This window comes from Enterobacter sp. HG048 (genome assembly GCF_024702055.1).
GTDB lineage: Bacteria > Pseudomonadota > Gammaproteobacteria > Enterobacterales > Enterobacteriaceae > Enterobacter > Enterobacter dykesii.
In genome coordinates this window covers 296,032-309,347 of record NZ_JANLIZ010000002.1, presented here as the reverse complement: position 1 = coordinate 309,347, position 13,316 = coordinate 296,032, and the positions used below count along the sequence as shown (strand labels likewise).

Annotated in this window: 9 protein-coding genes, 2 tRNA genes and 2 other RNA genes; 7 read left to right on the top strand and 6 right to left on the bottom strand. The window is 58.3% G+C overall.

Annotated features, from left to right (window positions below; translation table 11 throughout):
• Positions 1–16 precede the first annotated feature (16 nt).
• From NUX24_RS04775 to NUX24_RS04760, 4 genes are all read left to right on the top strand, one after another.
• Positions 17–101 (top strand) — tRNA-Tyr (locus NUX24_RS04775).
• A gap of 35 nt (positions 102–136) precedes the next feature.
• A tRNA-Tyr gene (locus NUX24_RS04770) sits at positions 137–221 on the top strand.
• Positions 222–266: 45 nt separating this feature from the next.
• A non-coding RNA gene (locus NUX24_RS04765) (RtT sRNA) lies at positions 267–397 on the top strand.
• A gap of 45 nt (positions 398–442) precedes the next feature.
• A non-coding RNA gene (locus tag NUX24_RS04760) (RtT sRNA) lies at positions 443–573 on the top strand.
• A 108-nt stretch (positions 574–681) separates the two neighbouring features.
• Here the strand turns inward: NUX24_RS04760 and NUX24_RS04755 are convergent.
• Positions 682–1,125 carry an Lrp/AsnC family transcriptional regulator gene (locus tag NUX24_RS04755; protein ID WP_257830126.1) on the bottom strand — a complete coding sequence of 148 codons (444 nt, stop codon included), beginning with the start codon at positions 1,123–1,125 and terminating at the stop codon, positions 682–684.
• Between the two features lie 107 nt (positions 1,126–1,232).
• Between NUX24_RS04755 and NUX24_RS04750 the strand changes: the two genes are divergently transcribed.
• On the top strand, positions 1,233–2,129 hold the full coding sequence (locus NUX24_RS04750) for a DMT family transporter (RefSeq protein ID WP_257830178.1): 897 nt from the start codon (positions 1,233–1,235) through the stop codon (positions 2,127–2,129).
• On the opposite strand, the gene narI is transcribed toward NUX24_RS04750, so the two are convergent.
• The 5 genes from narI to NUX24_RS04725 all read right to left on the bottom strand — a co-directional run bounded on the left by narI (position 2,126) and on the right by NUX24_RS04725 (position 10,564).
• Positions 2,126–2,803, bottom strand: a complete 678-nt coding sequence (gene narI, locus NUX24_RS04745; RefSeq protein ID WP_115875462.1) for a respiratory nitrate reductase subunit gamma — start codon at positions 2,801–2,803, stop codon at positions 2,126–2,128. The two genes, NUX24_RS04750 and narI, sit on opposite strands and share 4 nt — an antisense overlap.
• Positions 2,803–3,513: a nitrate reductase molybdenum cofactor assembly chaperone gene (gene narJ / locus NUX24_RS04740; protein ID WP_257830125.1), complete on the bottom strand. Its 711-nt coding sequence runs from the start codon at positions 3,511–3,513 to the stop codon at positions 2,803–2,805. Before narJ ends, narI begins: the two co-directional genes overlap by 1 nt.
• Entirely contained in the window at positions 3,510–5,045 is a 1,536-nt protein-coding gene (gene narH / locus NUX24_RS04735) for a nitrate reductase subunit beta (RefSeq protein WP_257830124.1), read from the bottom strand. The genes narJ and narH overlap by 4 nt, the downstream gene beginning before the upstream one ends.
• Entirely contained in the window at positions 5,042–8,785 is a 3,744-nt protein-coding gene (locus tag NUX24_RS04730) for a nitrate reductase subunit alpha (protein ID WP_047651169.1), read from the bottom strand. Before NUX24_RS04730 ends, narH begins: the two co-directional genes overlap by 4 nt.
• A 381-nt stretch (positions 8,786–9,166) precedes the next feature.
• Positions 9,167–10,564 carry a NarK family nitrate/nitrite MFS transporter gene (locus NUX24_RS04725; RefSeq protein ID WP_149323982.1) on the bottom strand — a complete coding sequence of 466 codons (1,398 nt, stop codon included), beginning with the start codon at positions 10,562–10,564 and terminating at the stop codon, positions 9,167–9,169.
• A 309-nt stretch (positions 10,565–10,873) separates the two neighbouring features.
• Between NUX24_RS04725 and narX the strand changes: the two genes are divergently transcribed.
• Together narX and narL are read left to right on the top strand one after the other, a co-directional pair.
• Positions 10,874–12,670, top strand: a complete 1,797-nt coding sequence (gene narX / locus NUX24_RS04720; protein WP_257830123.1) for a nitrate/nitrite two-component system sensor histidine kinase NarX — start codon at positions 10,874–10,876, stop codon at positions 12,668–12,670.
• On the top strand, positions 12,663–13,313 hold the full coding sequence (gene narL / locus NUX24_RS04715; RefSeq protein ID WP_008499531.1) for a two-component system response regulator NarL: 651 nt from the start codon (positions 12,663–12,665) through the stop codon (positions 13,311–13,313). Before narX ends, narL begins: the two co-directional genes overlap by 8 nt.
• Positions 13,314–13,316: the final 3 nt, after the last annotated feature.

The following is a 13,316-nucleotide window of genomic DNA, read 5'->3' as shown; positions in this document are numbered from 1 at the left end:
AAAAGCATTACCCCGTGGTGGGGTTCCCGAGCGGCCAAAGGGAGCAGACTGTAAATCTGCCGTCATCGACTTCGAAGGTTCGAATCCTTCCCCCACCACCATCTCTCAGCACGACCTCAAAATTTGAATTACCCCTGGTGGGGTTCCCGAGCGGCCAAAGGGAGCAGACTGTAAATCTGCCGTCATCGACTTCGAAGGTTCGAATCCTTCCCCCACCACCATCACTTTCAAACAACTCCAAACCTTACGTGCGCACCATGCATCATGCATTTCCGTAACGGGGAAGGATGAGAAGCTTCGATTAAGGTTCGATTCGAGCGTAGCGAGAAAGCGTTGCCGCAGGCAACGACCCGAAGGGCGAGGCGCAACGCGCCGAGTAATCCTTCCCCCACCACCATCACTTTCAAACAACTCCAAACCTTACGTGCGCACCATGCATCATGCATTTCCGTAACGGGGAAGGATGAGAAGCTTCGATTAAGGTTCGATTCGAGCGTAGCGAGAAAGCGTTGCCGCAGGCAACGACCCGAAGGGCGAGGCGCAACGCGCCGAGTAATCCTTCCCCCACCACCATCACTTTCAAATAACTCCAAACCTCCTTTTTGCACCAGACACCATGCATTTCCGTAACGGGCAAGCCTTCGTAGGCGCGGCCGCCACCCGGCGACAGAAGCCAGAAGCCTACATCGGCGGCAAACGGCGTCTGACCGGCGAACTTTTCACAATTGACGTATTGCACTGGGCATGCTCCGCCAGGCCGTCCAGCAGCACATCCAGCTGCTCTATCGAGCGCACCACCAGCCTAATCACAAAGCAATCTTCCCCGGTGACTTTGTCGCTCTCTATACACTCCGGCATCGCCTGAATGTATTTATCCACCTTATGCAACAACCCCGGCAAAGGCCGCACGCGCACCAGCGCCTGCAGCGTATACCCCAGCGCCGCCAGATTCACCCGTGCGCCATACCCCTGAATCACACCGCGCTCTTCAAGCCTCTTCAGGCGTTCTGCCGTGCTGGGGGAAGTCAGACCGATGCGTCCGCTGAGCACCTTCAAAGACATGCGCGCATCTTCGACCAGACAGGCTAAAATTTGTCGGTCGATATCATCGAGAAGGCATTCCATCCTTTTCACCTAATTTTTAAAAGTGATTTCTTCCTTCAACCTTATATCACTCCTGTAAAACCCGACAGCGATTTTCGACAATATGCACATCAATCAGGAGGTGGATGATGCGTGATTTCCATAAAGGCGTCTGGCAAATGAGCCTGGCGATGTTAATTTCCGGCTCTATCGGTGCGTTTGTTTTACTCAGCGGTCTGCCGGTGACGGAAGTGGTGTTCTGGCGCTGTCTTATCGGGGCAATGGCGCTTTTTATTTTTATCCGGATGAGTCAAAAGCCCTTTAGCCCCCTCACCCGCCCCACGCTGCTGCTGGCTATTCTCGGCGGCGTAGCGCTCGTGGTGAACTGGCTGCTGCTCTTCGCGGCCTATGAACGGATCTCGATTGGTCTTTCGACCGTGGTCTATAACACTCAGCCGTTTATGCTGGTCCTGATGGGGATGTTTTTAGGCGAGCGCGTCAGCCTGGTGAAATGGGGCTGGCTATTCCTCGCCTTTGGCGGCGTGGTGATCTTGCTCTCCAGCGAGCTGACCGGCGCGCACGGCGGTGAATGGCTCGCCGGAATCGGTCTGGCGATGGCCGCGGCTTTCTTCTACGCGGTCACGGCCATTATTGCCCGCAAACTCAGATCCGTTGCGCCGCAGCATATTGCCTTTATCCAGGTGCTGACGGGCGTCGTGATGCTTTTGCCGTTTGCCAGCATGCCGTCATTTTCCGGTGATTTCCCCTGGCCTACCCTGCTGACGCTGGGCATCGTCCATACCGGCATTATGTACCAGCTGCTCTACAGCGCGATCCAGAAGCTGCCTACGCCCATTACCGGCTCCCTGTCGTTTATCTATCCGGTGGTGGCGATCGTTGTCGATAATCTGGTGTTCGGACACTCGCTGAACCTGACCCAGCTGGCGGGCGGCGCGCTGATCCTGTTTGCTGCCGCGGGCAATAACCTGGGCTGGGGCGAAAAAAAACCCCGCGAGTGCGGGGTTGGTATCAAAACGACGAATTAGCGGCGGGCGCGCACAATCTGGTATTTGCGCGTCAGGTACTCCACCGGCGCGCTCCAGATATGCACCAGACGAGAGAACGGGAACAGCACAAACAGCGTCATACCCAGCACAAGGTGAACGCGGAAGATAAACGCCACGCCGTCCAGGTGCTCAGACGCTCCGCCGTGGAAGGTCACCACGGACTGCGCCCAGCCGACCAGCTTCATCATTTCGCTGCCGTCCATATGCTGCGCCGAGAACGGAATGGTCAGCAGGCCCAGCGCACACTGCACCATCAGCAGGGAGAGGATCAGAATGTCCGCTGCGGTCGTGGTCGCACGCACGCGCGGGCTGAACAGACGACGTTTCAGCAACAACAGGCCGCCTACCAGGGTCATCACGCCGCAGGCACCGCCGGCGATCATCGCCATCTTCTGCTTCACCTCGATCGGCAGCCACGCTTCATACATCCAGTGCGGCGTCAGCATCCCCAGGAAGTGACCGGCAAAAATCCCCAGAATACCGATGTGGAACAGGTTAGAGCCCACATGCATCCCTTTGCGATCCAGCATCTGGCTGGAGGCAGCACGCCAGGTGTACTGGCCGTAGTCATAGCGCAGCCAGCTTCCCACCAGGAACACGGTGCCCGCGATATACGGGTAAATGTCAAAGAAGAACATATTCAGGAAGTGCATTAGTGCCGTCCTCCGTTAGAGATATTCAAATATTGCGGGGCAACCGCGCCGGCAAAGCGACGCTGGTGAGCGGAGATTTCAGACTCGCCGCAGTTCTGGTCAGCAAAGAATTTCACCTGCTCTTCTTCCCAGACCGCATCCAGCGCCTGTGGGGTATCGTCGCGGGCTTCATCCGCGATTTTCTCCGCCACTTTTTCACTGTCGACCGCGGCGTTGGCCAGCTTCACCAGCAGATCGAACAGCACCGCATAGCGGCTCCCCCGCTGCTGAAGACGCGCGCCGAGCAGCGCCAGGATCGGAGCGATATCCTGCAGACCGCCCAGCGCCTCCTCTTTCGGCAGCTGCGCCAGGTACTCCAGATAGAGCGGCAGATGGTCCGGCAGTTCGCGGCTGTCGAGCTGCAGGCCGTGCTGTTCATACTGGGCCATCAGGTCCACCATCGCCTGACCGCGGTCACGGGACTCACCGTGAACGTGTTCAAACAGCAGCAGCGAGGTCGCACGCCCCCGGTCAAACAGCTGGCTGTAGTCCGACTGGGCATCCAGAAGGTCGCGCGCCAGCAGATCGCGGAGGAAAACGCCAAGCCGCTGGGCATCGTCTTTATCCAGGTTTTCAGATGACGCGAGTGCATCAAAGAGTTCCTGCTGATGCTGCGCAAGCGCAGCATCCGGGTACTCGAGCAGACGCGAAACAATGACGAGTTCAATCATTGGTGCGGCTCCGTTTTGCTGGTCACATCCATGGCATCGATGCGGCGGCTGTTGAACAGGTTGAATTTGCTGTCTGACCCGTGGCAACCGTCACCAAAGGTAAAGCCACAGCCATTTTTTTCCGGGAAGGCTTCGCGGGCCAGCTCGCGGTGGCTGCTCGGCACCACGAATCGGTCTTCGTAGTTCGCAATCGCCAGATAGCGGTACATCTCCTGCGCCTGCGCTTCGGTCAGACCGACCTCTTTCAGCGCGCGGGTATCGGTCACACCGTCTACGGTTTCAGCACGTTTGAAGTGGCGCATCGCCAGCATACGCTTCAGCGCGAGCAGGACCGGCTGGGTGTCCCCTGCGGTCAACAGGTTCGCCAGGTACTGAACCGGGATACGCAGGCTTTCAACGTCCGGCAGGATGCCGTTGCTGCCCAGCTCGCCCGCGTCAGCCGCGGACTGAATCGGCGACAGCGGCGGCACGTACCAGACCATCGGCAGGGTGCGGTATTCCGGGTGCAGCGGCAGCGCGAGCTTCCAGTCCATCGCCATTTTGTACACCGGTGACTGCTGCGCCGCATCAATCACGCTCTGCGGCACGCCGTCCTTTAACGCCTGCTCAATCACCTTCGGATCGTTCGGATCGAGGAACACGTCCAGCTGACGCTGATACAGATCTTTCTCGTGCTCGGTGCTGGCGGCGTTTTCAATCGCGTCCGCGTCATACAGCAGCACGCCGAGGTAGCGAATACGGCCTACGCAGCTTTCTGAGCAGACGGTCGGCATTCCGGCTTCGATACGCGGGTAGCAGAAAATGCACTTCTCAGACTTGCCGCTCTTCCAGTTGAAGTAGATTTTTTTGTACGGGCAGCCGGTGATGCACATTCGCCAGCCGCGGCACTTGTCCTGGTCGATCAGCACGATGCCGTCTTCTTCACGCTTGTAGATGGCGCCGCTCGGGCAGGTCGCCACGCACGCCGGGTTGAGGCAGTGCTCGCACAGGCGCGGCAGATACATCATGAAGGTGTTTTCGAACTGGCCGTACATCGCCTTCTGCATGTTCTCGAAGTTCTGGTCTTTGGCGCGTTTCTCGAACTCGCCGCCCAGAATCTCTTCCCAGTTTGGACCGCTGGTAATTTTGTCCATGCGCTGACCGGTGATCAGCGAGCGAGGACGGGCGATCGGCTGGTGCTTGCTTTCCGGCGCGTTGTGCAGGTTCTGGTAGTCGTAGTCAAACGGCTCGTAGTAATCGTCGATGCCCGGCAGGTGCGGGTTAGCGAAGATTTTACCCAGCAGCATCGCGCGGTTACCCATGCGCGGCTGCAGCTTGCCGTTGATTTTACGGATCCAGCCGCCCTTCCACTTCTCCTGGTTTTCCCAGTCGGTCGGGAAGCCGGTGCCCGGCTTGCTTTCCACGTTGTTGAACCAGGCGTACTCCATACCTTCACGGCTGGTCCAGACGTTTTTACAGGTGACCGAGCAGGTATGACAGCCGATGCATTTATCCAGATTCAGCACCATGCCGACTTGTGAACGAATTTTCATTTTACGCTCTCCTGTACCTGGTCATTACCTTCGCCGTCTAACCAGTTAATATTCTTCATCTTACGTACCACCACGAACTCATCGCGGTTCGATCCTACGGTGCCGTAGTAGTTAAAGCCGTAGGCCAGCTGCGCATAGCCGCCGATCATGTGGGTCGGCTTCGGCGTAATGCGGGTCACAGAGTTGTGGATCCCGCCGCGCTGCTCGGTAATTTCTGACCCCGGCAGGTTAACGATACGTTCCTGCGCGTGGTACATCATGGTCATCCCGGCCGGTACGCGCTGGCTCACCACCGCGCGCGCCGTCAGGGCACCGTTGCTGTTGAACACTTCGATCCAGTCGTTATCTTCGATCCCCAGGTCTTTGGCGTCCGTTTCGCTCATCCAGACAATCGGACCGCCGCGAGACAGGGTCAGCATCAGCAGGTTGTCGCTGTAGGTGGAGTGGATACCCCACTTCTGGTGCGGCGTCAGGAAGTTAAGCGCCTTCTCAGGATTACCGTTCGATTTCGCGCCCATCACGGCTTTCACAGAGCGGGTGTCGATTGGCGGACGGTAGACCAACAGGCTTTCACCGAAGTCGCGCATCCACTGGTGATCCTGATACAGCGACTGACGGCCTGACAGGGTGCGCCATGGGATCAGCTCATGAACGTTGGTGTAGCCCGCGTTATAGGACACGTGCTCATCTTCCAGGCCTGACCAGGTAGGGCTGGAGATAATCTTGCGCGGCTGCGCCTGAATATCGCGGAAGCGGATTTTCTCTTCCTCTTTATTCGTCGCCAGGTGCGTATGGTCGCGACCGGTGAACTCGCTCAGCGCCGCCCAGGCTTTGACGGCAACGTGGCCGTTGGTTTCCGGGGCCAGGGTCAGGATCATCTCTGCCGCATCAATCGCCGTGTTCAGCATGGGCTGGCCTTTCGCCGGGCCGTCCGCTTTGGTGTAGTTGAGCTTGCGCAGCAGATCCATTTCGCTCTGGGTGTTCCAGGCGATCCCTTTCCCGCCGTTACCGATTTTCTCCATCAGCGGGCCGATAGAGGTAAAGCGCTCGTAGGTTGCCGGGTAGTCGCGTTCAACCGGAATAATGTGCGGTGCGGTCACGCCCGGGATCAGGTCGCATTCACCTTTTTTCCAGTCCTTCACGTCCAGCGGCTGCGCCAGTTCGGCGGCGGAGTCGTGCTGGATTGGGAGCGTCACCACGTCGGTCTCTTTGCCGAGGTGCCCAACGCAGACTTCGGAGAATTTCTTCGCGATGTCTTTGTAGATATCCCAGTCGCTTTTCGATTCCCACGCCGGGTCAACGGCCGCAGACAGCGGATGAATAAACGGATGCATATCCGAGGTATTCATGTCGTCTTTTTCGTACCAGGTCGCGGTTGGCAGCACGATGTCGGAGTACAGGCAGGTGCTGGACAGACGGAAGTCGAGCGTCACCACCAGATCCAGCTTGCCGTCGAGACCGTTGTCTTTCCACTCCACCTCTTCCGGCTTCACGCCGCCCTGCTTGCCGAGATCTTTCCCCTGGATACCGTTTTCGGTACCGAGCAGGTATTTCAGCATGTACTCGTGGCCTTTGCCGGACGAGCCCAGCAGGTTGGAACGCCAGATGAACAGGTTACGCGGATGGTTTTTACCGTTCTCCGGCTGTTCAGCAGCGAAGCGGATGGAGCCATCCTTCAGGGATTTCACGGTGTAATCCACCGGTGACATGCCCGCCTGCTTCGCCGCTTCCGCAATGCGCAGCGGGTTAGTGCCCAGCTGCGGCGCAGACGGCAGCCAGCCCATGCGCTCGGCGCGCACGTTGAAGTCAATCAGGTGGCCGCTGTAGCGGGATTTATCCGCCATCGGCGACAGCAGCTCCTGCGCGGTGACCGTCTCGTAGCGCCACTGGCTGGAGTGGTTATAGAAGTAGGAGGTGCTGTTCATATGGCGTGCCGGACGCTGCCAGTCGAGGGCAAACGCCAGCGGCTGCCAGCCGGTCTGCGGACGCAGTTTTTCCTGGCCGACGTAGTGCGCCCAGCCGCCGCCGCTCTGACCGACGCAGCCGCAGAAGATCAGCATGTTGATCAGACCGCGATAGTTCATATCGAGGTGATACCAGTGGTTCAGACCCGCGCCGACGATGATCATCGAACGGCCGTGCGTTTTGTCCGCGTTTTCAGCGAACTCACGGGCGATACGGGTAATATGCGCGCGTGGCACGCCGGTGATCTGCTCCGCCCATGCCGGGGTGTAGGCCTTCACGTCGTCATAGCCGGTTGCGCAGTTTTCATCGCCCAGACCGCGCTCCAGACCGTAGTTCGCCATGGTCAGGTCATAAACGGTGGTGACCAGCGCGGTAGAACCGTCGGCCAGCTGCAGGCGCTTAACCGGCAGCTTGTGCATCAGAACGTTTTTCAGTTCGACCTTGTTGAAGTGCTCGGAACCTTCACCGCCGAAGTACGGGAACCCGACCTCGGCGATCTCGTCCTGGCTGCCCAGCATGCTCAGGCGAAGCTCCGTCTCTTCGCCGGTGGTGCCGTTGCGTTGCTCAAGGTTCCACTTGCCCTTCTCGCCCCAGCGGAAGCCGATAGAGCCGTTTGGCGCCACCAGCTCGCCGTTGCTGTTATACGCAACGGTTTTCCACTCAGGGTTATTTTCCTGGCCCAGCGAATCCACCAGATCGGCCGCGCGCAGCGTGCGGCCCGCGGCATAGTAGCCCTCACGCTCTTCCAGCATCACCAGCATCGGCATGTCGGTGTAGCGGCGAACGTAGTCGGTGAAGTACTGGCTTGGCTTATCGAGGTGGAATTCACGCAGCATGACGTGTCCCATCGCCATCGCCATCGCGGCGTCGGTACCCTGTTTCGGCGCCAGCCACAGATCGCAAAGCTTGGCGATTTCCGCGTAATCAGGGGTGACCGCCACGGTTTTAGTGCCTTTGTAACGGACTTCGGTAAAGAAGTGCGCGTCCGGCGTGCGGGTCTGAGGAACGTTTGAGCCCCAGGCGATGATGTAGCTGGAGTTGTACCAGTCCGCAGACTCCGGCACGTCGGTCTGCTCGCCCCAGGTCTGCGGAGACGCAGGCGGCAGGTCGCAGTACCAGTCGTAGAAGCTCAGGCAGGTACCGCCGATCAGCGACAGATAGCGCGCCCCGGAGGCGTAAGAGACCATCGACATCGCCGGGATAGGCGAGAAGCCCGCCACGCGGTCAGGACCGTAGGTTTTAACGGTGTAGACGTTGGAGGCGGCAATCAGCTCGTTTACCTCTTTCCATGAGGAGCGAACGAAACCACCGCGACCGCGAGCCTGCTTGAAGCTTTTTGCTTTGTCAGCGTCTTCAATGATGGACGCCCAGGCATCAACCGGATCGCTGTGCTGCGCTTTCGCCTCACGCCACATTTTCATCAGGCGCTTACGCATCAGCGGGTATTTCAGACGGTTGGCGCTGTAGAGATACCAGGAGTAGCTGGCACCGCGCGGGCAGCCGCGCGGTTCGTGGTTTGGCATATCCGGGCGGGTGCGCGGATAGTCGGTCTGCTGCATTTCCCAGGTCACCAGACCGTTTTTAACGAAAATCTTCCAGCTACATGAGCCAGTACAGTTCACGCCGTGGGTCGAACGGACGACTTTGTCATGCTGCCAGCGCTGGCGGTAACCGTCTTCCCAGTCCCGGTTGGTATCCAGAACCTGGCCGTGCCCATCGGCAAAAGTTTCACCCTTCTGTTTGAAGTAGCGAAACCGGTCCAAAAATTTGCTCATCGGGTATCTCCTGTGTGGAGCCTGTGGCTCTCTAAATCGACATTGCTGATTTGCAGCGAAGGTAACGCCCTGAAAGAGGGGGAGAATTGATAACGATCAAGACGAGGAGGGACTTTCAGGCGAGGGGTTACACCCAATACCACCAAAGCGGTATCTTCAAAAATTTCATATCATCATGAAATATATAATTATTTTTATTTTATCGTACAAAAAGCAAGTCAAAATTTAACCTCTCAGGTATTAAGGGGTAGACCCACCTGCAAAGCGATGGCGATCGCAATGTCGCCGCAGGCGTCTGCCGTAAAAGCCGTAAGTATGTTGTAACTATTATTCAGGCTAAAAAAAACGCGGCCCGAAGGCCGCGTAAACGGATAATCACACTTACTTATTTTTCTTGGTATTTCGGCCATATACCAGCCACGTAATCACAACGCAGGCGATATAGAAGACGAGGAAGACTTTCATGGCACCGGCCGGAGAGCCGGTCAGGTCCAGAGAGATACCGAACGCTTTCGGGATAAAGAAGCCGCCAATCGCGCCGATGGCAGAGATAAAGCCCAGCGCCGCGGCCGTATCCGTCGCCGCTTCGCGCATGGCCTGCTCTTCGCTCCCGCCCTGCGCCTTCACGCGATCCATCGTCAGCTTACGGAAGATCACGGAGATCATCTGGAAGGTAGACGCACTCCCGAGCCCGGCCGTCAGGAACAGCACCATAAACACGCCGAAGAAGGCGATGAAGTTACCGCCCTGTCCGTCAGCGGGCAGCGTCAGGAACAGCAGCGCGCAGAAGACCGCCATCACGACGAAGTTCACCAGCGTCACGCGGGTACCGCCGAGACGGTCAGAGACCATACCGCCCAGCGAACGCGCCAGGGCACCGATAAACGGTCCGAAGAAGGCGAATTGCAGGATCTGAATCTCCGGAAACTGGGTTTTCGACAGCATCGCGAAGCCCGCCGAGAAGCCGATAAACGAACCGAAGGTGGCCAGATACAGCAGTGCCATCACCCAGAGGTGTCCGCGCTTCAGCACCGGCAGCTGTTCGCTCAGCGACGCCTTCGACGCGGACAGGTCGTTCATAAAGAACCAGGCTGCGAGGGTGAAGACCACCAGGAAAGGTACCCAGATCCAGGCGGCGTTCTGCAGATAGAGGGAAGAACCATCCGCCTGCTCAACTCCACCGCCGCCAAAGGCCGCGAAAATAGAAACGGAGATCGCCAGCGGGGCAATGAGCTGCATCACGCTGACGCCCATGTTCCCCAGGCCGCCGTTAATGCCCAGCGCACCGCCCTGCTTCGCTTTCGGGAAGAAGAAGCTGATGTTCGCCATGCTGGAGGCGAAGTTCGCGCCCGCAAAACCGCACAGCAGGGAGATAATCACGAACACGCTGAACGGCGTAGAGGTATCCTGCACCGCGAAGCCGAGCCAGACGCAGGGAACGATCATGATACCCGTACTGAACGCCGTCCAGCGACGACCGCCAAACACCGGCACCATAAACGCGTAAGGTACCCGCAGCAGCGCGCCTGACAGTGACGGCAGCGCGGTCAGCATGAACAGCTGATCGGTCGTAAACGTAAACCCGACTTTGGGCAGGTTGACCGCCACCGCGCTAAACAACATCCATACGCAAAACGCTAATAACAAACACGGCACGGAAATCCACAGATTCCGGCTTGCTACACGATGGCCGCGCTGTTGCCAGAACGCCGGATCCTCTGGACGCCAGTCTGTAATAACGGCACCCTTTTCCCTTTCGGGAGCGGATGAGTGACTCATAGACACCTCTGATTCTCGAATGATGCTGCAAACATTAGGGTTTTAGGGCGGCGGTAAGTTGATATAAATCAAAGGAAAAGTGGGAGGATTTGCGGCGTAAAATAAAGCCTCACCCTTAGTGAGTAGGCTAATTCGGTGAAAAAGACGTGGTTTTTCACGGCACTGACGATTCCAGACTACCCCCACCTCCTTCCCCCTACTCCGTTGGCAATTTAGGGGTAATCCTTTATTGGTATGGGTATACTCCAGGGTATGCACCAGAATAGCGCCATTCCTGCAAGCAGGCCACGTCAGGAGCACGCCACCTCTATGTTAAAAAGATGTTTATCTCCGCTGACGCTCGTGAATCAGCTCGCTCTGATTGTTTTGCTGTCCACCGCCATCGGCGTGACCGGCATGGCGATCTCCGGCTGGCTGGTACAGGGAGTACAGGGTAATGCGCATGCCATCAACGAGGCAGGCTCGCTACGCATGCAGAGTTATCGCCTGCTGGCGTCGGTTCCCCTGACGCAGGACGATCGGCCCCTGATTGATGAAATGGAGCGCACGGTCTTCAGCCCCGAACTGGAAAACGCCGCCATCCGCGCCGGTCAGCAATCCCAGCTTAAAGCCCTTCAGGGCTACTGGCACACCCAGCTGCAGCCAGGGCTGAAACAGGCGCGCAGCACGGAAACCGTTGCGCAGGACGTGGCGGGGTTCGTCTCACGCATCGATGCGCTGGTCTCCTCTTTCGACCAAACCACAGAATTACGCATTGACCGGGTGGTGATGGTGCACCGCGCCATGGCGCTGTTTATGGGGCTGCTGCTGATCTTCACCATCGTCTGGCTCCGCGCGCGGCTGCTGAACCCGTGGAAACAGCTGCTGGCGATGGCCCGCGCGGTGACCGCACGCGATTTTACCCAGCGCACGCACATCAGTGGGCGCAACGAGATGGCCATGCTCGGCCAGGCGCTCAACACCATGTCGGCAGAGCTCTCCGAGAGCTACTCGGTGCTGGAACAGCGCGTTCAGGAAAAAACGGCCGGGCTGGAGCAGAAAAACGAGATCCTTTCCTTCCTGTGGCAGGCCAACCGTCGTCTGCACATGCAGGTACCGCTATGCGAACGTCTCTCTCCGGTGCTGAACGGCCTGCAAAATATGACCCTGCTTCACGACCTTGAGCTGCGCGTCTACGACGTGGAAGACGAAGATAACCATCAGGAATTTACCTGTCAGTCGGATATGTCCTGCGATGACAAAGGCTGCCATCTTTGCCCTCGCGGCCTGCCGCCGCTGACGTCCGGCGGCACCACCCTGAAGTGGCGCCTGACCGACAGCCACACCCAGTACGGTATTCTGCTGGCAACGCTGCCAGCCGGGCGTCACCTGAGCCACGACCAGCAGCAGCTGGTTGATACGCTGGTCGAACAGCTAACGGCCACGCTGGCGCTCGACAGGCATCAGGAAAAGCAGCAGCAGCTGATCGTCATGGAAGAGCGCGCGACCATCGCCCGCGAGCTTCACGACTCGATCGCCCAGTCGCTCTCATGTATGAAAATGCAGGTGAGCTGCCTGCAGATGCAGGATGCAGAGATGCCCGAAAGTAACAAGCAGCTGCTTAGCCAGATCCGCAACGAGCTGAACACCTCCTGGATACAGCTTCGCGAGCTGCTGACTACCTTCCGTCTGCAGCTGACCGAGCCGGGCCTGCGTCCGGCGCTGGAGGCCAGCTGTCACGAATTTAGCGCCCGGCTGGGGTTCCCGGTGAAGCTGGACTACCAGCTGCCGCCGCGGTTTGTCCCCTCCCACCAGGCCATACATGTACTGCAGATCGCCCGTGAAGCGCTGAGCAACGTGCTCAAGCATTCCGGCGCGACGGCGGTAACGGTCACCGTCAGCCAGCACAGCAATCAGGTGAAGCTTACGGTTCACGACAACGGCCACGGCGTGCCGGAAAATGCCGAACGCACTAACCACTATGGTTTAATTATTATGCGAGACCGCGCCCAAAGCCTGCGCGGTGATTGCCAGGTTCGCCGGAGAGAGACGGGTGGCACGGAAGTCGTGGTCACCTTTATTCCCGAGAAACCGCTTACAACTGCTCAAGGAGAAACCCATGACTAATCAGGAACCGGCATCCATCCTGCTGATCGACGACCATCCGATGCTGCGTACTGGCGTGAAACAGCTGGTCAGCATGGCGCCCGATATCACGGTGGTTGGCGAAGCCAGCAACGGTGAACAGGGTATTGAGCTTGCCGAATCCCTCGATCCCGACCTGATCCTGCTCGATCTGAATATGCCCGGCATGAACGGTCTGGAAACCCTCGACAAGCTGCGGGAAAAATCGCTTTCCGGGCGCATCGTTGTCTTTAGCGTGTCAAACCATGAAGAGGATGTGGTCACGGCGCTGAAGCGCGGCGCGGATGGTTATCTACTCAAGGATATGGAGCCGGAAGACTTGCTTAAGGCGCTGCAGCAGGCGGCGGCGGGCGAGATGGTTCTCAGCGAAGCCTTAACGCCGGTGCTGGCCGCCAGCCTGCGCGCCAATCGCGCCACCTCTGACCGCGACGTCAGTCAGTTAACCCCGCGCGAGCGCGATATTCTCAAACTCATTGCCCAGGGGCTGCCGAACAAAATGATCGCCCGCCGCCTGGACATCACCGAAAGCACGGTCAAAGTACACGTGAAGCATATGCTGAAGAAAATGAAGCTCAAATCCCGCGTTGAAGCTGCGGTGTGGGTGCATCAGGAACGCATTTTTTAAGGA

Coding starts and splice junctions, on each gene's coding strand:
- NUX24_RS04755 (WP_257830126.1), bottom strand. CDS start 1,125: ATGGAATGCCTTCTCGATGATATCGACCGACAAATTTTAGCCTGTCTG.
- narH (WP_257830124.1), bottom strand. CDS start 5,045: ATGAAAATTCGTTCACAAGTCGGCATGGTGCTGAATCTGGATAAATGC.
- NUX24_RS04750 (WP_257830178.1), top strand. CDS start 1,233: ATGCGTGATTTCCATAAAGGCGTCTGGCAAATGAGCCTGGCGATGTTA.
- NUX24_RS04725 (WP_149323982.1), bottom strand. CDS start 10,564: ATGAGTCACTCATCCGCTCCCGAAAGGGAAAAGGGTGCCGTTATTACA.
- narL (WP_008499531.1), top strand. CDS start 12,663: ATGACTAATCAGGAACCGGCATCCATCCTGCTGATCGACGACCATCCG.
- narI (WP_115875462.1), bottom strand. CDS start 2,803: ATGCACTTCCTGAATATGTTCTTCTTTGACATTTACCCGTATATCGCG.
- NUX24_RS04730 (WP_047651169.1), bottom strand. CDS start 8,785: ATGAGCAAATTTTTGGACCGGTTTCGCTACTTCAAACAGAAGGGTGAA.
- narX (WP_257830123.1), top strand. CDS start 10,874: ATGTTAAAAAGATGTTTATCTCCGCTGACGCTCGTGAATCAGCTCGCT.
- narJ (WP_257830125.1), bottom strand. CDS start 3,513: ATGATTGAACTCGTCATTGTTTCGCGTCTGCTCGAGTACCCGGATGCT.